Source organism: Caballeronia sp. AZ1_KS37 (assembly GCF_023631165.1).
GTDB classification, from domain to species: domain Bacteria; phylum Pseudomonadota; class Gammaproteobacteria; order Burkholderiales; family Burkholderiaceae; genus Caballeronia; species Caballeronia zhejiangensis.
Genome location: NZ_JALQDP010000010.1, coordinates 1 through 19,805 on the forward strand (window position 1 = coordinate 1; position 19,805 = coordinate 19,805).

Below are 19,805 nucleotides of genomic sequence, written 5' to 3' on the forward strand. Positions count from 1 at the left end.
TACGCCTCGGGCATCCAGTCCTGCGGCTCGATCTTGCCGTCGGCCTGCATCACCGCGTCGAAGCGGGTTTGGGCGGCAGAGGCTGCGGCTTCGTGGCTTTCGGCTGTGGACGTCGCGCTGGGGAGGTCGAGGGATTGCGTGTACATGCGGGGCTCCGCCGTCTTTTTGAGATGCGATGGAGCGAGTATATCCATTAACCGACCGTCCGGTTGATTAATTTTGCATGCAACTATGTCGATATAGATAGCGTCGCGTTAACCCGGAACCGAGTCTGACCCATGAAGTCATCCGCACGCAAAAAAGCCCAGCCGAAAGCCGGACTGGGCAAAACCACCGGTGATTCGGTGGCGGAGGTCGCTTCACGTTCACGCAAACCGTGCCGAAAAGCGCATTTCGAGTTTTATATGCAATCGACCAGAACCGCGCGCGTCGCGGGGGCTTACCGCCGCTTCCTGACGCTCACTGCCCGAAGAACACGCCTTGCGTATCGACCCGCATGGTCGCACGGCCCGATTGCGCCGCCGCACCTGTCGAAGATCCGTATCCTTCTGCCCGCGCCCGCGCGGCACGCATATCGCCGACGCGCATTTCGGCCGCCTGCAGTTTCGCCGGGTACGACGCGTCTTCCGCGACCGGCGAATAACCTGCCTTCTGAAGTTGAACGAGTTCACCACTAAGTTCTGCACGGCCCACTGCCGCGCTGAACTGGGCGAACGATGCGAGCGGTGCGGACATCACCAGGACTGCGACGACTGCGTTGACCCACGATTTCATGATCCGGCTCTCCCCGTTTTCGATAAATCGGCCGACTCGCGGTTCGAGCCATGCCGAATGGACGACGCAGAGTGTAAGTGCACAACTGCAAGCAATCATTCGTCGTGACGAAGAAGCATCTTTACGGAATCGGTAAGGATCGAGCGGCGCGTGGTAGCGCCGAAGATGCAGTGGAGCGAAAAGACCGTCGACCAAGCCAGCCGTCACCGTCATCGCGCGGTCAGTTTCGCGCAATGCAATGAAGACTCGCGCAATTATTCCGATATCGACAAAGATCATTCAACGGAAACGAGAATGATCTTCGGCAAGCGCGTCTTTACACTCCGTTCACAAGCTGCTTAAGACGAAACGGGCAGCACGATCAGAAATCCGAATCGGAGGTAGTCATCATGAAGACGTTCATTTCCGCAGTCGCCGTCGCCGCTGCCCTCGCCGTTCCCGCTCTGTCGTTCGCGCAGCAATCGGATGCGCCGCTGAGCCGCGCTCAGGTACGCGCCGAACTGGTCCAACTCGAAAAGGCAGGCTACAACCCGAACATCAGCGACCCGTCTTATCCGTCGAACATCCAGGCAGCGCAAGCCCGCGTGAGCTCGGAGCAGCTTGCGCAAGTGACACCCCAATCGAGCGCCTACGGTTCGGTCGCCAATGGTTCGTCGCAATCAGGCCGCATCACCGGCGTTCAGCCGCGGGCGCTCGGTACATACTTCGGCCAGTAAGTTCAGATAGCGTCGACAGACGCATCGCATAAGCAGCAATGCATAGGGCGACATCGTATCGATGTCGCCCTATGCGTTTTGCGTGCGAAACACATCATGCATGATGGCGTTTTGCACTTTGCATTATCGCTACCGACCTTGCCTGCTCAGACGCTCAATGTCAGTTCGCCGGAATAGTCACGACCGGCGACTTCGCCGTGTCCGTGACTTCCGCAAGCGCCATCAGATTCTGCACGACCGTGAACGCGTATTTCGAATCGAAGTCGCTGCGATCGATCCAGTAGTTGGCCTTGTCGTAGAGCACGCTCACGTACGCATCCTGCGGCGCCTTCTCGCCGACTCTCACGATGATCGTCGGCCGCGTTTCTCCGCCGATCAACCCGATGCCCGGCTTGGTCGCGCCGCTGCCCACCTGCTCGTCAGGAACGGCGATCTGCGCGCCGAGATCGGTGAGGATGCCGAGCACCGAGCGCGTGACCATCGGGATGCGGTTGTGGTCCGACGACTGCCCATAGACGATTTCGTAAGTCTTCATCTTTGGCGAGAGGTGCAGCAGTTTTCTGACGAGCGTGAGATCGTCGACGACAGCCTTGTTCGAACCGCTGCGCGTCGCGCCGAGCGTGATGAATACGCCGCCCTTGTCGGCGCTGTTGCCCTTCGCGGCCTTGTCGGGCTTGCCGCTCTTGTCGTCATCCGCGTTGCGCGTCTCGATGTTCAATTCGCCCGCTAGTTGCAGCCTGCGAAGCGCCTGCAGAAGCAGGAAGAACTCGGGCGATCCAGATGCGTTCGGCCCGCCCAACGCCGTGCCGTTTTGCAAGCCACTGATCGACTGCGCGGTGATGCGCAACAGCAGATCGATCGGAATGCCGCTTTCGGCGAGCGGCAAGACGAGTGTCGGCGAAAGCGGCCGGATATAAGCGCTGGCGTAGGCGTCGCCCGTGGTCGGCGTGAACGTGAAAGTCGGATGATTCGAGTAGGAGACGCTGCCCGTTGCCTGCGCGTAGTTCGGCTGCGCGCCGGAGCCGGCGTTGAGCACGACGCCGCCCGTCGTATCGAACGTGTACGCGGCGATGATGCTGCTCACCGTGAGAAACGACGGCGCATCAGCGAAGCGCAAGCCGACAATCGCGGCAAGAATTTCACGCTTCTTCGCATCGCCGAGCGCCCGGGCGTAATCGACCTGATCGGCCTTCAGGCGACCCGGGCCGATGCCAGCGCATCCCGCTGCGAGAAAGGCGACGGAGAGAATTGCGATCGATACGGCTTTCCTTGTCATGGCTTTATATGAGGGTGATGAGGAGGATCGTCGGCACGCAGCCGCGGAACACCCGGGCGGCGTCCGCAAATTTCGTACCTTTGGACACGAACGATCCCATCCGGCGCGTTGCGCGCCGTCTCATCAACGACGTTGCGACCCGACGCCTTCGTCAGGCCCCGAGCAACGTCAGATCACGAAGCGCCGTGCCGCTGCGTGTTCGACTGCGCGTGCTCAGCCGGTGCGGATGGCTGAGCGATGTGCCGGCTCGCTTCCTTGTGTTGCGCGACGAGCGCATCGAGCCGGTCCTGCGCGAAGCGCGGACCGTCGTCGCGCGCGAAAGCTGGTGCGGCGAGCGTCGCCGCCGCAAGGACGATGACCGTGGCGAAAGGCGTTCTTTTCATGATTCACCCCGCGATTGAGCGCGGCAAGCCCCGGGCGTCGCCGCTCGACTAGCATCGCACATCGAGGGAAATGCTGCGCGGCGCGGCGCTTTTGTCGTACAAACGCTGGACGGCATGGTCTCGGAATTATTTAGCAACCCGTATCAATAAGTCGCTTTCATTCGCGCGCATGTGATCATTAGAAAAGATGCGGCGGCGTGCGGTCGGTCATGTCGCGCGGCAAGGTCTCGTCGAGCTCGAACTCCACACTCGGATAATCCTGCAGACGGCCGCTCACCTCCGCTTCGCGTTCGCTCGTGAACAGCCCGTCGAGATAATCGAACGTCAGCTTGCCGACGAGCGCCTTCAACGCAAGTTCGGCGCTGCGCTTCGGCTCCGTGGCGATATCGCCCGAATCCATGCAGGCGCAGAACTGGCCGTTCTTCGAATCCATTCCGCCGATGTCGATCACCTTGCCGTCGACGTTCTGCGCGAGCACGCGCTGCTCCACCGCAAAGAGCCTGAACGGGCGTTCGAGACTTGCGGGCGGCTCGGAAGGGATTTCCCTGCTTTCACGATCGGCCATGGTGCGTTCTCCGGTTTGCACATTGATCGAGACGGTGCAGCAAAGGCCGCGCCCGCCATCTGTGCATTGCAGCATCGACGCGCCTTTCTGCGCACGTCGCGCCGTCCTACGATGAACCATCGGCCACGCAATCGAAGGAGCTGTCACCGTGAATGGAACCATGAGCGGCAAAATCGCGGTCATCACCGGCGCGAGCCGCGGACTCGGACGCAACGCCGCATTGAAGCTCGCGCAGGCAGGCGCCGGCGTGATCGGCACCTACAACCGCAACGCGGACGCGGCGCGCTCGCTCGTCGATGAGGTCGCGAAATCCGGCGGCAAGGCGGCCATGCTGCCGCTCGACGTCGCGCATTGCGGCACCTTTGCCGCTTTCGGCGACGCGCTGTGCAAGACGCTCGAAGATACGTTCGAGCGCGAGAACTTCGACTTTCTCGTGAACAACGCGGGCATCGGCATTCATGCGCTCTTCGCGGAGACGACGCCCGCGCAGTTCGACGAACTCGTCAATATCCAGCTGAAGGGACCGTTCTTTCTGACGCAGACGCTCCTGCCCTATCTGCATGAGGAAGGCGCGATTCTCAATGTGTCGAGCGGACTCACGCGTTTCGCGTTGCCGGGATTCGCGGCCTATGCCGTGATGAAAGGCGGGATCGAGGTGCTCACGCGCTATCTCGCGAAGGAACTCGGGCCGCACGGCATCACGGTGAACACCATCGCGCCGGGCGCGATCGAGACGGCTTTCGGGGGCGGCGTCGTGCGCGACGATCACGACACCAACCGGTTCGTCGCGGACAACACGGCGCTCGGGCGCGCGGGTGTGCCGGACGATATCGGCGGCGCGATCGTGGCGATGCTCTCGGACGGCAATCGCTGGATGACGGCGCAGCGCGTCGAGGTATCGGGCGGGATGTTCATCTGACACGAGGAAATGCGCCGCGCGCGGACAAAAAAAACCGGACGCCGAGGCGTCCGGTTTTTTGCATGCCACATGCGTAATGCCTAATGCATCACGCCGCGAAGCATCGCTTAGAAGCGGTGGATGATACCCACGCCCGCTGCGAACATGCTGCGCGATGCCGACGGCGCGCTTTGGAAGCCATCGCCGATTGTCGCGTTGGCGGCCGTCTGACGGTTCGTCGACGTGTTCGACGGAACAGCCAGCGTGTTGCCGTTCGCGCGCTGGAATGCTTCCAGTGCGTACAGGCCCGTGCGCTTCGACAGCGAGTAGTACTGCGAGAGGTTGAACTGGTGGTACGACGCTGCGTCGTTGATGCCGTTCGCCTTGCTGGCCCACGTGTAGCTGTAGCCCGCTGCGAAGTCCCATGCCGACGTCGCCTTCCAGTGCAGCACCGTGCCGGCCGTGTTGAACACGGCTTCGTCGGTGAAGCGCGAGTTCACGCCCGGAATGTACTGAACGTTCGTGTACGTGACGGAGATGTCCCACGCGCTGTTGAACTGGTAGCCGCCTGCAACCGCGAAGCGCTGCTGCGCTTGTGCGCGCTGGTAGCCAGCCGTCACCGCCGACACGCCCGGCTGACCCGAACCATCGGTCGCTGCCGTGCTGTTGATCGTCGTCGAGCTGCTGCTGTAGACGCCGCCGCCTTCCGCCGCGTTGTTGATGCGGGAGAACGCCACCGTGCCGCCGATCGGGCCTTGCTGATACTGCAGCGCAGCCGTCCAGGTCGAGCCTTGGTACACGCTGTCAGGCACGCCAGCGAAGGAGTACGAGCCGCTCACCGTCAGGCCGTAGAACTTCGGCGACGTGTAGACGATCGAGTTGTTCGCGCGGTAGATCGTGTCCAAACCGTCCAGATCGCCCGGGTGCGCGCCGAAGTAGCCGGTCAGCCAGTTCGTCGGGCTGTACGGCGAGAGCAGCGTGTAGTACGAGGTGTACTGGCGACCCGCAGTCAACGTACCGTATGCCGGGTTCGTCAGACCGACCCATGCCTGGCGGCCGAACAGCGCGTTGGTGAACTGCGCTTGTCCGCTGTTGATGTCGAAGCCCGATTCCAACTGGAAGATGGCCTTGTTGCCGCCGCCCAGATCTTCGGCGCCCTTCAAACCGAAGCGGCTACCGGCCCAAATGCCCGATCCGGTCTTGATGTTCGAGCGGCCCGGATTCGTCTTGGCCAGGTTGGTCTGGCTGCTTTGATAGACGATCGAATCGTCGACGATACCGTACAGCGTGACGCTGCTTTGCGCGAACGCCGGTGCCGCGGCGGCGAACGCCGTGGCTGCGACGATTGCTGCCTTGGTCATCGTGAAACCCTTCATTTTTTCTCCTCAAGCGGTGGGCAATTTACTTGCATGCGAGTCTTGGAACCGGTGCCGCCGTGGCGACTTCTTATGTTTCAACTCGTAACTTTTATCGCTGGCAAGTGTATGGCTTACAGTCCGAATGCGAAAGAAAGACGCGGTTTTGTGTCGTTTTTTTTCACTGTCTGGTTAACCAGTATTTTCTGGTTCGCAGATATTGGGCAAACGGTCACGAAACTGACAGAAAGCTGACAGCAATGTGGCGCGATGACGGTCCGCGCGGGGCCGAATCGACAGCGCGGCGGCTAGAGATAACGAGGGATTCGACCGCAGTCAGAAAGGACGCGGCTTGACGGGACAAGGCTTGTCCGCTTTCGGAGATACAAGCCAATTGCCATTCTTTGGGGACGGGAAACGCGATAGCCCGAACAGGCTCGCGGAAAATTCGCGTGCGTCGTGCAGGCGACGGTCGACGGCGCTGCATCGGAATAGATCTGACAGTTACCCGACGATGCGCAGACGCGAAATTGACATCGGGCGAACGCGCTGCAAGCTTGCGTCGCCCGACCGGGTCGGCTAGTGCTCGATCTTCGAGCGCAGTTCGCGCGCCGTTTCAAGCAGGCCTTCGTAGCCCGAACGCGCATGCGAGGGCAGATCGGGATCGCCGACGAGCGTGCCGAGCGTCTCGATGATGCTGTACAGAATGCCCTTGGCCGCGCCCGCCGCCATCTTGCCCGCGGCGTAGGACTCGTCGACGTGCGAGATGGCCGCATCGAAATGCTCGACGTCCGGATGCGCCTCGCCGATACCCGATGCGTCGTCGCGCGGCTTGGTCGGGTCGCTGTTCATGATGATGGTCCTCCGTGTGTGGTTTCCGCTCTCTGCTCTCTGTATAGCGCCGCGGCGCGAAGCGTGCAATCGGGTGCGAGCGAGGGACAGCGCCGCACGCCTCAGGATGCGGGCAGTTCCTGCACCGGCTGGATGACGTGCACGCGCCGGGCGTCCCGCGGGCCCCTGCCTGCCCCGTGAGGCACGCCGCGCTCCATCAAAAGCGCGCGCAGCTCGACGATGACCGGGAACACCTCGTGATTGTGGTCCGCGCCCTGCCGGTCGTGCGCCTCCTGCTCGCGCTCGACGATCCAGCGATCCTCCTTGAAGATGCGCTCGGTGAACCACACGAGCAAGGGCCACGCGGCATCGAGCAGGCCCGGGATTTTCGGGCGGCGAATCGACAACAGGCCGAACGTGCGGTTCGTGCGCTGCTCGGCGTCGAGCGGCACGTATGCGATCCACAGGTCCATCACCATCGTGTCGTCCTTGGTGCGGATCTTGAGCGTCTGATACGGGTACTCGGTGCGGATCGTCATCACGTCCTTCTGGCCGTCGTCGGGCTTCGAGCCGCGCTTTTGCCCGAAGACGAGCGCTTCGCCGATCGGCTGCTTGCCCGCTTCGCGCGCGAACGTGTAATCGACTTCGATCCAGTCCTCGCCGCGCCGTCTGCCGAGCGAGCGCGCGCGCATGCTGCCCATCTGCCGCCGATGCAGGAACTGATGGTTCATGTCCATCAGATTTTCGTGCATGAACGAGTAGTGGCACTTCACCGCGCGGCCGAAGCGGCGCGTCTTGTATGCGCGATCGGTGGCGGAGCCGAGATCGGGAAACTTGGTGGCATCGGCGAGCGCCGGGTCGCCCGTGAACACGAAAACCAGCCCGCCCGCCTCGCGGCACGGATACGCGCGCACGCCGTTAGGCAGGCGTTCGCGTCCGAGATAAGGGATGTCGGTGCAGCGGCCGGTGCAGTCGTAGGTCCAGCCGTGATAGCAGCAACGGATCGATTCCCCGTCGACGACACCCGCCGACAACGGCACCTGCCGATGCGCGCAGCGGTCTTCCAGCGCGAAGACCTTGCCCGAGGCGGTGCGTACGAGCACGATCGGATCGCCCGCGAAACGCACGCCGTGCGCGCGCCCCGCTTTCACCTCGCGCGACCACGCGAGCGGATACCAGTGATCGGGATGAATGTCGACGCGGCGCAGATCCCGCGGCGGCTTGGCGGGTGTATCGGTTGATCCGGCTTCCTGCTCGCCTTGCGGCAACGCTGCGTGCATGTACGACGCCTCCGGTGAAGGGAGATCGGTTTGAACGCCGCGAGCCGCGCGGCGCAATGAACGACCATTCGCAGTCTACACGGCGTCGCTCATTTCGGCGCGCGCCGGATTCTCGCGCTCACGCTTGCTGCCCGAGATGCGCGTGCAGATGATCGATCAACGCGCGCACCTTCGGCGGCAGAAAGCGATTCGGCGGATAAAGCAGCCACACCGGTCCCTGATACGCCCGCGCCTGCATGTCCCAGTCCGCGAGCACGGCCTGCACGCTGCCCGACGCGAGCGCATCGCGGGCGGCGAAATCCGGCAGCGCCGCGATGCCGAGCCCGTCTTCGGCCGCGTCCAGCCGCGCGCCCGCGTGATTCGCGATATAGCGCCCGCGCACCGCGACTGTCACCGTTTCGCCGTTGTTGCTGAAGCGCCAGCGGTTGTCGTCGGCGGTTTCGCCCAGATGGATGCAATCGTGCAGCGCCAGCTCGCGCGGATGCGCCGGCGCGCCACGCTCCCGCAGATAGCCCGCCGACGCGCACAGCAGCCAGCGCACGCATCCGAGCGGGCGCGCGGCGAGCCCTTGCGGCGGATGGCTCGTCGCGCGGATGACGAGATCGACGTCGCTGTCGAGCGGATCGATATCGTGATCGCTGAAGACGAGCTGAAGATCGACATCCGGATACGCCGCGAGAAACGCCGGCACGAGCGGATGAATCACGGACTTCGCGTAAGCCGTCGGCGCCGACAGCGCGACGCGGCCCTGCGGCTTGCCCGACACCTGCCCCGCCGCATCGACCGCGCCGGACGCCGCCGCGGCCATGTCGCGGCAATGCCGATACACCTGAAGCCCCGACTCGGTAACGCGGATCTTGCGCGTCGAGCGCTCGAGCAGCCGCGTGGCGAGCGCCTCTTCAAGACGCTTGATCTGGCGGCTGACCGTCGACGGCGTGCTGCCCAGTTGCCGCGCCGCGACCGAGAAGTTGCCCGCATCGACGACGCGCGCGAATACGGCCATGTCCGGCATCAGGTCGAAAAGATCGGCGGGATTCATTTGTGCATTCGTGACAAAAAAGCTGTGCAACTGAAGCCGATTATCGCGCTGAACGCATCATTCGACAATGACGGCTACTTTCTCACGGAGCCGCTCCATGACCGTCCGACGCCTGCATCCTCTTTCCGATCTCCTGCTCTTCGCCGTCGCGATGGTGTGGGGCAGCAGCTACGGCATCGTCAAGAGCGCGCTCGCGTTCTATCCGGTGCTGGGGCTGCTCGCGCTGCGCTTCGGCATCACGTTCTGTCTGCTCGCCGTCAACCTGCGGCATCTGCGGCACGCGAGCGCGGCGGCCCTTCGCGGCGTGCTCGTTCTCGGCTTGCTGCTGCTTTCGATTTTTCTAGCTGAGACGTTCGGCGTGCTCCATACGCGCGCCGCGAACGCCGCGTTTCTGATCAGCTTGTGCGTCGTGCTGACGCCGCTCGTCGAATGGGCGCTGCTCAGGCGACGCCCCGGCGCGGCCGAGTGGCTGGCGGTCGGCGTGTCGTTCGCGGGCGCGTGGCTGCTCGCGAGCGACGGCGCGCTGTCCTTCGACTTCAATGCCGGCGATGGACTGATCCTCGCCGCCGCCGTGCTGCGCGCGCTGTCCGTTTGCGTGACGAAGCGCGTGTTGCGCGCGGCTCCCCTGCCCGCGCTCACGGTGACGGCGGTGCAGGCGGGCGTGGTCGCATCGGGCAGCGCGGTCATCGCGTTGGTTTTCGCGCCATCGCAATGGCAGTCGCTGCCCGCTCTCGCCGGTCACGGCATGTTCTGGGGATCGGTGCTGTATCTCGTGTGCGCGTGCACCCTTTTCGCCTTCTTCGCGCAGAACTACGCGATCGGCCGCAGCAGCCCGACGCGCGTCTCGCTCCTGATGGGCAGCGAGCCCGCGTTCGGCGCGCTCTTCGCGAGCGCGTGGCTAGGCGAACGTGTGTCGATGGCGGGCTGGATCGGCGGCGGGATGATCGTCGCGGCCTCGCTGATGGCGACGGTGTCCTGGCGCGGCATGTTCGCAGCGCGTCCGGGCGAAGCGTGAACACGGACGTCGTTACGCGGGTTTTTTGAATACCACGCTGAAGTTATTGGCCGGCATCGCGACCGTCTCGACGAACGCGAGGCCGGCCTTCTCGCCAAGCGCCTCGACTGCTTCCATGTCACGCACGCCCCAGCGCGGATCGCGTGCGCGTAGTTGCTGATCGAAGGCTTCGTTGCTCGGGGCGGTATGCGCTCCATTGCGCCGATACGGCCCGTAGAGGTACAGTACGCCCCCCGCATCGAGACGCGCGCCCGCGCCGCGAAAGAGCGCCTCGGCCGCTTCCCACGGCGCGATGTGGATCATGTTGATGCACACGATGGCCGCCACGTTCGCGATGCCCCAGTCGTCGTTGCGCACATCGAGCGCGAGCGGCGCATTCAGGTTGGCGAGCCCCGAGTGAGCGCGCCATGCGGCGATGGATTCGCGTGCTTCGACATCGGCATCGCTAGGCTGCCAGACGAGGCCCGGCAGTGCAGCCGCGCAGTGCACGGCGTGCTGACCGGTGCCGCTTGCGATCTCCAGCACGACGCCGCTTTGCGGCAGGACGCGCGTGAGGACCGATAGAATCGCATAGCGATTACGTTCGGCGGCGGGCGCGCGGCGGCGCACGGCAATGTCGGGAGGCGGCGGATCGCCGGAGGCGGATGGTGTCGGATTCATTGCGAGAGCGCGTGCGGGCGCTTAACGGTCGATTCGCGACGAGCCTAATGGGACGCACGAAGACGCGTCAAGCGACATAACGGCGAGCCGCCAATGCTGACCGGCATGGCGCGATTCGTGCTATCCCGAAGCGCGCGGAAAGCGCGGATTGCAAGCAAACCTGTGTATGCTCCCGGTTGATCCCGCGTCCGCTTTCGCATTTTGCATGCATGCGCCGTGCATTCTGAATGCCAGATTGAATGCATTCCGAACGCGTGCAAACCGCCGGCGCAGCATGACATCGAGCGCGCCGATGCATCCCGACAAACTCTGGCCCGCGCACGCGGCGCGATCGAATTGGAGTGAACCATGCAGCACGATCCGAAAGAGCCCCCGACGAAGCAATCCAGCGATGGCCCCGATGACGACATGATCGCGTTCGCGAGCGAGGTCTTCGATGTCGCTCGCCGCGGCGACGCCGCGATGCTCGACGCGCTCCTGACCAAGGGCCTGCCGCCGAATCTGCGCAACGACAAGGGCGACAGCCTCGTGATGCTCGCGAGCTATCACGGTCACGCCGACGCCGTGCGCGTCCTGCTTCAGCACAACGCCGATGCCAACCTGCGCAACGACAATGGCCAGACGCCGATTGCGGGCGCCGCGTTCAAGGGCTTTCGCGAGGTGATCGAAACGCTGCTCGAACATGGCGCGGATGTGGAAGGCGCATCGCCCGACGGGCGCACCGCGCTCATGATCGCGGCGATGTTCAATCGCGTCGAGATCGTCGACTTGCTGATCGCGCGCGGCGCGAACCCGGATGCGCGCGATGCCGGCGGCTTCAGCGCACGCGATGCCGCCGAGAAGATGGGCGCGCCCGACACCGCGGCACGGCTCGCGAACGCATCGAACGGCCATGCGCGGCCATCCGAAGCGTGAAGCGTCGATTGGCACAATGCACTTTGCATGCATGATTCAATCCGCGAACGAACGACGCCTCGCGCGCGTCGAATCGATCTGACAAGCACCGATCCAACAACGAACCAGACAAGCAGGTGACTCGGAACCATGGAGCTTTTGCGATGACAGGCGGTATCTCGCATCGGGGTGATGCGTCGCCGACAGACCTTCACGCGCTTGGGCGCGCATGCCGGGCGGGCCGCGTCTTCAATGCAGCCGCACGTCTGTCGCTGTGCGTGGCCGCGTTCATCGTCGCCATCGCGAGAACGTTGCGCGCGCTGCGCGTCACCGCGAGCCTTCCGGTCATCGCCGCCTTCGCGCTCTCCGCATGCGGGCTGATGCAGCAACAGGTGCCCGCGCCGATCGTCGAACACTCTTATATTCCGGCGCCGGAAGAAGCCGGCTCTGCCGAGCCCGAAGAACCTTTGCCCGCCGTGCAGGCGCCGGAGCCCGCGTCTGCCGTGAAACCCGCGCCGGCGCCGAAACCGAAGCGCCGCATCGTCAAGCCGAAGCCGCCGGAGCCGGCCGTCACGCCACCGCCTGAACCGCCCGAGCCGCCGCCTCCGCCGCAGATCATCTCGACGCGCATCATGCAGCACGATCAGCTGCACGGCCTGCTCGACGCCGAAGTGCAGCGTCCGGACGGCAAGGTCGTCGGCCGTGCGGTGGACATGTACGTCGATGCATCCGCGAAGCCGAAGCTTCTGATGGTCAATCTCGCGGGCTTCCTCGGCGTCGGCGACCGCAAGGTCAACTTCCCGTGGACGGCCTTCCGCTTCACGCCGAATTCGAAGACCGCGCCGATTACCTTCGTGCCGCCACCACCGCCCGCGAAGGGCAAGCCGGCCGAACCGGTGCCGAAGCCGCAGCCCGTTGCGGAGGCGCCCGCGAACTTCATGCAGCTCGTCGATTCGACGGTGACGCAAAGAAGCGGCGCGCGCATCGGACGTGTGGTTGACGTGCTCGTCGACGCTCAGGCGCAGCCTCAGGCGCTGGTGCTCGATCTATCGAGTTCGCTCGCGGGCGACAAGCGGCATGTCGCGGCCAACTGGGGCGACCTGCATGTGTTTTCGCGCAACAAGCAGTGGCTGCTGCAGATGGATTTCAACGACGCGCAACTGAAGGCCGCGCCCACCTACTCGCCCGAGCAGCCGATCAAGATCGTGTCGCCTGTGGTGCCCGCGCCGGCGACGGCTGCGAGCGCGGCATCGGCATCGGCATCGACTGGCGCGGCGAGCGCGACGGCTTCAGGCGCGGCGCCGGCGCAAGCGCCCGCTTCCGGCGCGCGCCTGACGAGATAGCGGATAACGACATCGATAACAGAATCACAACATGGTAATTGCACGCAGTCTGCGCGCGCTCGACTGGCTGAACTTCTTCGTCGCCAACGTGCAGACCGGCTTCGGCCCTTTCATTGCTTCGTATCTTGCGGCCAACAAGTGGACGCAGGGCGAGATCGGCCTGATGCTTTCCGTCGGCACGATCAGCGCGATGGCGAGCCAGTTGCCGGCAGGCGCGCTCGTCGATGCGATGCGCAACAAGAAGTTCGCTGCTCTCTCGGCGATCATCGCGATCATCGTGAGTGCGCTGTTGCTCGCTGCGAGCCCGACGTTCGTGCCGGTTTTTGCGGCCGAAGTGCTGCACGGTTTCGCGAGCTGCATGCTCGTCCCGGCGATGGCGGCGATCTCGCTCGCCCTCGTCTCACGCGCCGATCTCGGCGACCGGCTCGGCCGCAATGCGCGCTGGGCGTCGATCGGCAGTGCGCTGACAGCGGCGTTGATGGGCGCGTTCGGCGAGTATCTGTCGCTGCGCTCGGTGTTCTTCCTGACGGCCGCGCTCGCGTTGCCGGCGATCGTCGCGCTGCGCATGATTCACTACGATGCGCCGCCCGTCGTGCCGCGCGCACCGCCGGGCAAACCCAAGCTCACGCCTGAAGGCGAGGAACGCGAATCGTTGCGCGAGTTGCTGAAGGACAGGCGTCTTTTGATTTTCGCGGCGTGCGTGGTGCTCTTTCACCTGTCGAACGCGGCGATGCTGAATCTCGCCGCCGGCGAAGTCACGGCGCACATGGGCGACAACGTTCAACTCGTGATTGCGGCGTGCATCATCGTGCCGCAGTTCATCGTCGCGGCGTTGTCGCCGTGGGTCGGACGGCAGGCGCAGAAGTGGGGACGCCGGCCGGTGCTGATTCTCGGGTTCTGCGCGTTGCCTATACGCGCGATTCTGTTCGCGGGCGTGAGCAGCCCGTATCTGCTCGTGCCGGTGCAGATGCTCGATGGCATCAGCGCAGCCGTGTTCGGTGTGATGCTTCCGCTGATTGCGGCGGATGTCGCAGGCGGGCGCGGGCATTACAACCTGACGATCGGGTTTTTTGGGCTGGCTGCGGGCGTCGGGGCGACGCTTTCGACGGCGGCGGCCGGTTTTGCCGCGGATCGCTTCGGCACTGCGATGAGCTTTTTTGGGCTCGCCGGGGCCGGGGCGCTTGCGGTGTTGATGGTGTGGCTTGCTATGCCGGAGACGCGTATCGCGAATGCGGTGAAGGAGGATGAGGCTGAGCCGTCGGTGAAGGTTTGAGGGCTTCGTTTCTATTGTCTCTTGCTCATGCTTCGGTGAAATCCTGCGTTCGTGTCGGTTTATTAGCGTTGCCCCGCACAGGGGCAACGCCACTAGACCACTAAGAACACGGGATCCGGCGAAAACAAAGAAAAACTCACTCAAAAGGCGTCAACCCCTCAAGCAAAGTAGGAATCAACTCACTCACCGTCGGATGAATATGCATCGCCCGCTGCAACGTCGTATAGGGCGCATCCGCATTCATGATGTCGATGAAGGCATGAATGGCCTCATCCCCTTCGATGCCATAAATCGCCGCCCCTAAGAACCGCTTCGTCCGCGCATCCACGAGCGCCTTCATGAAGCCATCGGTCTCACCGCGCTCCCGAGCGCGCCCCACCCGCGACATCGGCATCGTCGCGATAAGCGCCTCGCGTCCGTCCCTGCGCACGTCTTCCTCGCTCATCCCCACACGCGCGAACGGCGGATCGACGAAAACCGCATAAGCCATGATGCGCGTATCGACGCTGCGCGATTCGCCGTCGAGCAGATTCGAAGCGATGATCTCGTAATCGTTCCACGACGTATGCGTGAACGCGCCGCGCCCGTTCACATCGCCGAGCGCATACACGCCATCGACTTTGGTGCGCAACTGGCCGTCGACATCGATCATGCCGTGCCGGTTCACCGCAATACCCGCATGTTCCAGACCGAGATCGTCGGTGTTCGGCGTGCGGCCCGTCGCGAACAGCAGATGCGATGCATCGATGACCTCATCATCGCCACTGACGATACGCACGCCACCTGCCATCGGCTCCACGCGCGACATTTCCGCGCCGAAGCGAAAGTCGATGCCCTCACGCACGAACACGTCCTGCATCGCGCGGGCGACGTCCTCGTCCTCGCGTGTGAGGATCCGTTCGCCGCGCACGAGCAAGGTCACGCGGCTGCCGAAGCGCCGGAACATCTGCCCGAATTCGAGCGCGATATAACTCGCCCCGACAATCACCAGATGCTCCGGCACTTCGGTCAGTTCGAGAATCGTCGAGTTGGTCAGATACGGGACGCGTTCGAGCCCATCGACCTTCGGCACCACCGCGCGCGTTCCCGTGTTGATGATGATGAGATCGGCGTCGATCTCCTGCGTGGAACCGTCGGCCGCCTCGATGGACAGCGCTCGCGGCCCTGTAAAGCGCCCGTGTCCCTTGAAGACCGTGAGATTGTGCGTACCGCGCAGCCATTTCTCGATGCCCGTGCGCGAGCCGCCGATCACCTCGTCCTTGCGCGCCTTCACACGCGCCATGTCGATGCGGATGTCGCCGCCGATCATCACGCCGTACTGCGCCGCCGTGCGCGCGACATGCGCGGCCCGCGCGCTCGCGAAATAAGTCTTGGTCGGCGTGCAACCGACGTTCACGCAGGTGCCGCCAAAAAGATGCCGCTCGATGATGGCCGTGCGCTTGCCGCTTTCCGCGAGCCGCACGGCAAGCGGCGAACCGCCCTGCCCCGTACCGATCACGACTGCGTCGAAGTGCTGTGACATGCTCGTTCTCCCCTGGTTTTTTGCATTCGTAACGCAAAAGACCGTGCGAATGAAGCGGATGAAGAATGCCCATGCGGGAACCGAATGCATCTTACGCGCAAGTCGGCGAACAGGCAGGCGCGCTGCCCCAAGCGCGTGATTCGGCTACGGGCACGGCGCGTGCTGCGTCCGAACAGAACGTCCCGCGCATCGCGGCGCGGTCCGCTCAACCATCAGCATATGAAGTCCGAAGGCATTCATGATCGAGACGATGTGGTTTCTCGTCGTCGGCGGCGTGCTCATTTTCATGGGCCTCGCCAGTTCGACGTTCAAGCACCTGCCGGTCAGCACCGCGATGTGCTACCTGGCGATCGGCTTCGCGATGGGTCCCGCGCTCGCCAATCTGCTGACACTCGACCTCGCGACCGATGCAACGGTCCTCCGGCGCATCACCGAAGTGGCGATGCTCGTGTCGCTATTCGCGATCGGCCTGCGGCTGCGCGTGCCGCCCACCGATCGCATCTGGCTTCTCCCGGTACGCCTGGGCTTCGTCGCCATGATCCTCACCGTCGCCGCGCTCACGCTGTTCGGCGTCTATGTGCTCGGTCTCAGTTGGGGGCCGTCGCTGCTGCTCGCCGCGATGCTCGCGCCGACCGATCCCGTGCTCGCGCATGACGTTCAGGTCGAGACGCCCGGCGACGTCGACCTGCTGCGCTTTTCGCTGACGGGCGAAGGCGGACTCAACGATGGCATCGCGCTGCCCTTCGCGCTGCTCGGCATCGCGGTGTGCCGCTTCGAGGCGTCGCCAAGCGAAGCGTTGCACTGGAACTTCGCATTGCAGGCGATATGGGGCATCGCGGGCGCGCTCGTGAGCGGCTGGCTGCTCGGCGCGCTGTCGGTGCGGCTTGTCGCGTATCTGCGCACGCGCCACGGGCAGGCGCTCGGACCGGAAGGTTTCTTTGCGCTCGGCCTCATCGCGCTGTCGTACGGCGTCGCCGAATTGCTGCACACGTACGCGTTTCTCGCGGTCTTCGCAGCCGGTCTCTCCATGCGCCGCGTCGAGCAAAAAGAAAGCGGCGACAAGTCCCCGCGCCAGGCGGTCGGCAAGATCGATGCGGACGACGTCGGCGCCGCCGCAGCCGATCCCGAACGCGCGCACGCCTTCATGGCCGAGCGCGTGCACGGCTTCACGATCGAACTGGAGCGCATCGCCGAAGTGGCGATCATGCTGATGGTCGGCGCCGTGCTCGCGACGATGTGGCGCGAACTGCTCTCGTGGCGGACCTGCGCGCTCATCGTCGCGCTCTTTCTTGTGCTGCGGCCGGCGGCGGTCGAGGCGTCGCTCATCGGCTCGCAGGCGACGGGCGCGCAAAGACGTCTCATGAGCTGGTTCGGCATACGCGGCGTCGGCTCGTTCTATTATTTGCTCTTTGCACTCGAGCAAGCGCCACATGACGTGGCCGCGCCGCTCGTGCCGCTCGTCATCGCGACGATCGCTGCGTCTGTCATCGTGCACGGCATCACCGCGACGCCGCTCATGAAGCGATATCAGCGCGCGCGAACCGATATTTAGCGATGCAACTATCATCCAGGACCGACCCGGCGTGAAGCATCTGATTTTCTTCTGCGGTCATGCCGGCACCGGCAAGACGACGCTCGCGAAGCAACTCTTCGCGCCGCTCATGCATGCGACTGGCGAGCCCTTCTGCCTGCTCGACAAGGACACGCTCTACGGTGCATACAGCGCCGCGGCGATCGGCGCGCTCACCGGCGATCCGCACGATCGCGACAGCCCGCTTTTCATAGAACATTTTCGCGATGCGGAGTATCGCTGTCTCATCGATACCGCCGCCGAAAATCTCGCGCTCGGCGTGAGCGTCGTGATCGTCGCGCCGCTGACGCGCGAGGTGCGCAATGGACGCCTTTTCGATCGCGCGTGGCTCGGCATCGATGACGATGTCGCCATAAGCGTCGTCTGGGTGCATGTCGATGAAGATGTGGCGCGCGAACGGATCGTCGCGCGCGGCGATCCGAACGATGCGTACAAGCTCGCGCATTGGGAGGAATATCGCAAGCGCCTCTTCGTCCCCGATGAAGCGCTCGCGCGGACGCTCGTGATGTTCGACAACACGACGCCATCCGGTGAAGCCGGCGGCGAACTGGTCGCGCGCCTCGTCGCTTAAGCCGCCGCGAGCTGGCGTGCCGTCGCGACCGCGTTGGCGCCTTCGTACAGCTTGCCGAAGCGGTTGTTGAGGAACGCGTCGAGCGGCACCTGCTCCTGACGCACGAAGCCGCTCTGCGGCAGCACGCCTTCGCGGAAGAGATCGAGTTCCGCGCAGATCGCGCCGGCGGTCGTGATCTGGATCGCGCTCATCGGCACGCCGCACACATCCTTCGCGAAGATCTTGCGCGTGAACACGTCCTGCACGAGTTGCCCGCGCCGCATGCCCGTCACCGTGACGAAGATCAATACGACGTCCTGTGCCGTCGAAGGCACCGCGCGCTTGAGCATCGTCTTGAGACCGTCGCGATCGGTGGACATACGCAGATCGTCGAGCAGGAACTTCATCAGATCGCGATGCCCCGGATAGCGCACCGATTTGTAGTCGAGCGTCTCGACCTTGCCGGCAAGCGTTTCGCAGAGCGTGCCGAGCCCGCCCGATGTATTGAACGCCTCGTACTCGATGCCATCGAGCGAAAAATGCTCGACACCTTCGAGCGGCTGCACCCATTGCGTGCGGCCTTCGCGGATCGCCTCGCACGGCTGGCAATACTCGTTGATGAGCCCGTCGATGCTCCATGTAAGGTTGTACTTCAGCGCATTGGTCGGAAACTCGGGCAGCGCGCCGACGCGCATCTTTACTTCGCGCACGTCGTCGAGACGCTTCGCCAGATCGTGCGCGACGATGCCGATGAAGCCCGGCGCAAGACCGCATTGCGGCATGAACGCGAGCTCGGAGTCGTCGGCGATCGCGCGGATCGCGTGCGTCGCGCGCACGTCTTCGGTGAGGTCGAAGTAATGCACGCCCGCCGCTTTCGCCGCCGATGCGACGTTGATCGCGAGGTAATACGGCAGCGCATTGATCAGCGCGTCGAAACCGATCAGCGCCTGACGAAGCGCGGGCGTATCGGCGGAATCGACGCGGCGCGTCGGGATGCCTTGCGCATCGATGAGCGCGAGCGCGTGTTCGTCGCGATCGAAGGCGACGACGTCGAAATCCCCCGTTTCACGCAGCAAATGCGCAATGCTTTGACCGATCAGTCCGGCGCCGACGAGGGCCACTTTCATATTCGTCTCCTGTATGTGCGAGTTAGGCGATACACCTGTTCACACAGTTTAGGAGCGCGCGAATATTGATCCTAGACGCAAAACGATGCGCTTCGACGACGGTTTTCGTCGTTTCGACGATCGATCGATCCCATTTGTATCGTCGAGTTTCAACCGGCGCGATCGATCTTGCGCGCGAGGATGATCGACGTCGTCGTCCGTTCGACGCCTTCCAGCACGCCGATCTCGTCCAGCAGGTCGTTCAGGCGGTCCGGCGAATCGGCGCGCAGCCATGCAACGTAATCGAATTCGCCGCTCACCGCACAGAGCAACTGAATCTCCGGCATGCGTGCGAAGCGCTTCTGCAGATCGCGGCCGTATTTCGGCGTGAGCTTGATGCCGACGTACGCCTGAATGCTCGCGTCGAGCACATCCTGGCCGAGCCGCACGCCGTAGCCCGCGATCACGTTGTTCTTTTCGAGCCGCGCCATGCGGGCGATCACCGTCGTGCGCGCAACGCCCAGTTGCCGCGCGAGATTCGCGACGCTCTCGCGCGCGTTCATCTGCAGAAGCGCGACGAGATTGCGATCGATGTCGTCGAGCTGATCGAGGCGCGGCGGTCTCATGTGGGCGTCGTCCTTGGCGTTTTGTGTTTTGGTTTATGCGTTTTGAATGCCATCTGGCATCCGGCATTTTGTGTTTTGCATTATCGCCGAGACGCTGCGATACGAACG

Annotated in this window: 20 protein-coding genes and 1 pseudogene; 8 read left to right on the forward strand and 13 right to left on the reverse strand. The window is 63.9% G+C overall.

The features are described 5' to 3' along the window. Both NCS00_RS07605 and NCS00_RS07610 read right to left on the reverse strand, forming a co-directional pair. Window positions 1–146, reverse strand: a pseudogene (locus tag NCS00_RS07605) (1,2-phenylacetyl-CoA epoxidase subunit PaaA); the annotation flags it as partial. Between the two features lie 313 nt (window positions 147–459). Further along, the gene (locus tag NCS00_RS07610; RefSeq protein ID WP_250439786.1) at window positions 460–1,053 is read right to left on the reverse strand and encodes a DUF4148 domain-containing protein; all 594 of its coding nucleotides are present in this window, start codon (window positions 1,051–1,053) and stop codon (window positions 460–462) included. Between the two features lie 110 nt (window positions 1,054–1,163). Here NCS00_RS07610 and NCS00_RS07615 point away from each other — a divergent pair, with 110 nt between their 5' ends. Continuing rightward, on the forward strand, window positions 1,164–1,490 hold the full coding sequence (locus NCS00_RS07615; RefSeq protein ID WP_008349535.1) for a DUF4148 domain-containing protein: 327 nt from the start codon (window positions 1,164–1,166) through the stop codon (window positions 1,488–1,490). A 160-nt stretch (window positions 1,491–1,650) separates the two neighbouring features. Here NCS00_RS07615 and NCS00_RS07620 read toward each other — a convergent pair whose 3' ends face one another. From NCS00_RS07620 to NCS00_RS07630, 3 genes are all read right to left on the reverse strand, one after another. Continuing rightward, complete coding sequence (locus NCS00_RS07620; protein WP_250439788.1) at window positions 1,651–2,766, reverse strand: hypothetical protein; 1,116 nt, start codon at window positions 2,764–2,766, stop codon at window positions 1,651–1,653. Between the two features lie 173 nt (window positions 2,767–2,939). After that, a complete protein-coding gene (locus tag NCS00_RS07625) occupies window positions 2,940–3,149 on the reverse strand; it encodes a hypothetical protein (protein ID WP_250439790.1) in 210 nt (69 codons plus the stop codon). A gap of 178 nt (window positions 3,150–3,327) precedes the next feature. Next, complete coding sequence (locus NCS00_RS07630; RefSeq protein ID WP_008349529.1) at window positions 3,328–3,714, reverse strand: hypothetical protein; 387 nt, start codon at window positions 3,712–3,714, stop codon at window positions 3,328–3,330. Between the two features lie 160 nt (window positions 3,715–3,874). Here NCS00_RS07630 and NCS00_RS07635 point away from each other — a divergent pair, with 160 nt between their 5' ends. Continuing rightward, window positions 3,875–4,633, forward strand: coding sequence for an SDR family NAD(P)-dependent oxidoreductase (locus NCS00_RS07635; RefSeq protein WP_250439791.1), 759 nt, complete (start codon window positions 3,875–3,877; stop codon window positions 4,631–4,633). Window positions 4,634–4,740: 107 nt separating this feature from the next. On the opposite strand, the gene NCS00_RS07640 is transcribed toward NCS00_RS07635, so the two are convergent. The 4 genes from NCS00_RS07640 to NCS00_RS07655 form a co-directional block, all read right to left on the reverse strand. Then, window positions 4,741–5,988 carry a porin gene (locus NCS00_RS07640; RefSeq protein WP_244807382.1) on the reverse strand — a complete coding sequence of 416 codons (1,248 nt, stop codon included), beginning with the start codon at window positions 5,986–5,988 and terminating at the stop codon, window positions 4,741–4,743. A 558-nt stretch (window positions 5,989–6,546) separates the two neighbouring features. Continuing rightward, window positions 6,547–6,819 carry a hypothetical protein gene (locus tag NCS00_RS07645; RefSeq protein WP_008349524.1) on the reverse strand — a complete coding sequence of 91 codons (273 nt, stop codon included), beginning with the start codon at window positions 6,817–6,819 and terminating at the stop codon, window positions 6,547–6,549. Between the two features lie 101 nt (window positions 6,820–6,920). After that, window positions 6,921–8,078: a Rieske 2Fe-2S domain-containing protein gene (locus tag NCS00_RS07650; RefSeq protein ID WP_175983243.1), complete on the reverse strand. Its 1,158-nt coding sequence runs from the start codon at window positions 8,076–8,078 to the stop codon at window positions 6,921–6,923. Between the two features lie 118 nt (window positions 8,079–8,196). Next, the gene (locus NCS00_RS07655) at window positions 8,197–9,117 is read right to left on the reverse strand and encodes a LysR family transcriptional regulator (RefSeq protein WP_250439792.1); all 921 of its coding nucleotides are present in this window, start codon (window positions 9,115–9,117) and stop codon (window positions 8,197–8,199) included. Window positions 9,118–9,214: 97 nt separating this feature from the next. Here NCS00_RS07655 and NCS00_RS07660 point away from each other — a divergent pair, with 97 nt between their 5' ends. Then, window positions 9,215–10,132 (forward strand): DMT family transporter, encoded by a 918-nt coding sequence (locus NCS00_RS07660; RefSeq protein ID WP_250439793.1) that lies wholly within the window; start codon window positions 9,215–9,217, stop codon window positions 10,130–10,132. Between the two features lie 12 nt (window positions 10,133–10,144). Here NCS00_RS07660 and NCS00_RS07665 read toward each other — a convergent pair whose 3' ends face one another. Then, window positions 10,145–10,792: a DUF938 domain-containing protein gene (locus NCS00_RS07665; RefSeq protein WP_250439794.1), complete on the reverse strand. Its 648-nt coding sequence runs from the start codon at window positions 10,790–10,792 to the stop codon at window positions 10,145–10,147. A 348-nt stretch (window positions 10,793–11,140) separates the two neighbouring features. On the opposite strand from NCS00_RS07665, the gene NCS00_RS07670 reads away from it, so the two are divergent. From NCS00_RS07670 to NCS00_RS07680, 3 genes are all read left to right on the forward strand, one after another. Continuing rightward, on the forward strand, window positions 11,141–11,707 hold the full coding sequence (locus NCS00_RS07670; protein ID WP_008349512.1) for an ankyrin repeat domain-containing protein: 567 nt from the start codon (window positions 11,141–11,143) through the stop codon (window positions 11,705–11,707). 143 nt (window positions 11,708–11,850) lie between these two features. Beyond that, entirely contained in the window at window positions 11,851–13,029 is a 1,179-nt protein-coding gene (locus NCS00_RS07675) for a hypothetical protein (protein WP_250439795.1), read from the forward strand. Window positions 13,030–13,060: 31 nt separating this feature from the next. Then, the gene (locus NCS00_RS07680) at window positions 13,061–14,302 is read left to right on the forward strand and encodes an MFS transporter (RefSeq protein WP_034473453.1); all 1,242 of its coding nucleotides are present in this window, start codon (window positions 13,061–13,063) and stop codon (window positions 14,300–14,302) included. Window positions 14,303–14,438: 136 nt separating this feature from the next. On the opposite strand, the gene NCS00_RS07685 is transcribed toward NCS00_RS07680, so the two are convergent. After that, window positions 14,439–15,824: an FAD-containing oxidoreductase gene (locus tag NCS00_RS07685; protein WP_250439796.1), complete on the reverse strand. Its 1,386-nt coding sequence runs from the start codon at window positions 15,822–15,824 to the stop codon at window positions 14,439–14,441. A 238-nt stretch (window positions 15,825–16,062) separates the two neighbouring features. Between NCS00_RS07685 and NCS00_RS07690 the strand changes: the two genes are divergently transcribed. Both NCS00_RS07690 and NCS00_RS07695 read left to right on the forward strand, forming a co-directional pair. Next, window positions 16,063–17,376 (forward strand): cation:proton antiporter, encoded by a 1,314-nt coding sequence (locus tag NCS00_RS07690; RefSeq protein WP_008349504.1) that lies wholly within the window; start codon window positions 16,063–16,065, stop codon window positions 17,374–17,376. Between the two features lie 31 nt (window positions 17,377–17,407). Then, a complete protein-coding gene (locus tag NCS00_RS07695; protein WP_250434780.1) occupies window positions 17,408–17,986 on the forward strand; it encodes a P-loop nucleotide/nucleoside kinase family protein in 579 nt (192 codons plus the stop codon). Here the strand turns inward: NCS00_RS07695 and NCS00_RS07700 are convergent. Next, window positions 17,983–19,092: a saccharopine dehydrogenase family protein gene (locus tag NCS00_RS07700; RefSeq protein ID WP_175983248.1), complete on the reverse strand. Its 1,110-nt coding sequence runs from the start codon at window positions 19,090–19,092 to the stop codon at window positions 17,983–17,985. The genes NCS00_RS07695 and NCS00_RS07700 overlap by 4 nt on opposite strands. A 149-nt stretch (window positions 19,093–19,241) precedes the next feature. Continuing rightward, the gene (locus tag NCS00_RS07705; RefSeq protein ID WP_008349499.1) at window positions 19,242–19,697 is read right to left on the reverse strand and encodes an Lrp/AsnC family transcriptional regulator; all 456 of its coding nucleotides are present in this window, start codon (window positions 19,695–19,697) and stop codon (window positions 19,242–19,244) included. Between the last annotated feature and the right edge of the window lie 108 nt (window positions 19,698–19,805).

Excerpts from the sequence above, each read along its gene's own strand:
- NCS00_RS07610 (WP_250439786.1), bottom strand. The coding sequence starts at position 1,053 with ATGATCTTTGTCGATATCGGAATAATTGCGCGAGTCTTCATTGCATTG.
- NCS00_RS07615 (WP_008349535.1), top strand. The coding sequence starts at position 1,164 with ATGAAGACGTTCATTTCCGCAGTCGCCGTCGCCGCTGCCCTCGCCGTT.
- NCS00_RS07620 (WP_250439788.1), bottom strand. The coding sequence starts at position 2,766 with ATGACAAGGAAAGCCGTATCGATCGCAATTCTCTCCGTCGCCTTTCTC.
- NCS00_RS07625 (WP_250439790.1), bottom strand. The coding sequence starts at position 3,149 with ATGAAAAGAACGCCTTTCGCCACGGTCATCGTCCTTGCGGCGGCGACG.
- NCS00_RS07630 (WP_008349529.1), bottom strand. The coding sequence starts at position 3,714 with ATGGCCGATCGTGAAAGCAGGGAAATCCCTTCCGAGCCGCCCGCAAGT.
- NCS00_RS07635 (WP_250439791.1), top strand. The coding sequence starts at position 3,875 with ATGAGCGGCAAAATCGCGGTCATCACCGGCGCGAGCCGCGGACTCGGA.
- NCS00_RS07640 (WP_244807382.1), bottom strand. The coding sequence starts at position 5,988 with ATGAAGGGTTTCACGATGACCAAGGCAGCAATCGTCGCAGCCACGGCG.
- NCS00_RS07645 (WP_008349524.1), bottom strand. The coding sequence starts at position 6,819 with ATGAACAGCGACCCGACCAAGCCGCGCGACGACGCATCGGGTATCGGC.
- NCS00_RS07650 (WP_175983243.1), bottom strand. The coding sequence starts at position 8,078 with ATGCACGCAGCGTTGCCGCAAGGCGAGCAGGAAGCCGGATCAACCGAT.
- NCS00_RS07655 (WP_250439792.1), bottom strand. The coding sequence starts at position 9,117 with ATGAATCCCGCCGATCTTTTCGACCTGATGCCGGACATGGCCGTATTC.
- NCS00_RS07660 (WP_250439793.1), top strand. The coding sequence starts at position 9,215 with ATGACCGTCCGACGCCTGCATCCTCTTTCCGATCTCCTGCTCTTCGCC.
- NCS00_RS07665 (WP_250439794.1), bottom strand. The coding sequence starts at position 10,792 with ATGAATCCGACACCATCCGCCTCCGGCGATCCGCCGCCTCCCGACATT.
- NCS00_RS07670 (WP_008349512.1), top strand. The coding sequence starts at position 11,141 with ATGCAGCACGATCCGAAAGAGCCCCCGACGAAGCAATCCAGCGATGGC.
- NCS00_RS07675 (WP_250439795.1), top strand. The coding sequence starts at position 11,851 with ATGACAGGCGGTATCTCGCATCGGGGTGATGCGTCGCCGACAGACCTT.
- NCS00_RS07680 (WP_034473453.1), top strand. The coding sequence starts at position 13,061 with ATGGTAATTGCACGCAGTCTGCGCGCGCTCGACTGGCTGAACTTCTTC.
- NCS00_RS07685 (WP_250439796.1), bottom strand. The coding sequence starts at position 15,824 with ATGTCACAGCACTTCGACGCAGTCGTGATCGGTACGGGGCAGGGCGGT.
- NCS00_RS07690 (WP_008349504.1), top strand. The coding sequence starts at position 16,063 with ATGATCGAGACGATGTGGTTTCTCGTCGTCGGCGGCGTGCTCATTTTC.
- NCS00_RS07700 (WP_175983248.1), bottom strand. The coding sequence starts at position 19,092 with ATGAAAGTGGCCCTCGTCGGCGCCGGACTGATCGGTCAAAGCATTGCG.
- NCS00_RS07705 (WP_008349499.1), bottom strand. The coding sequence starts at position 19,697 with ATGAGACCGCCGCGCCTCGATCAGCTCGACGACATCGATCGCAATCTC.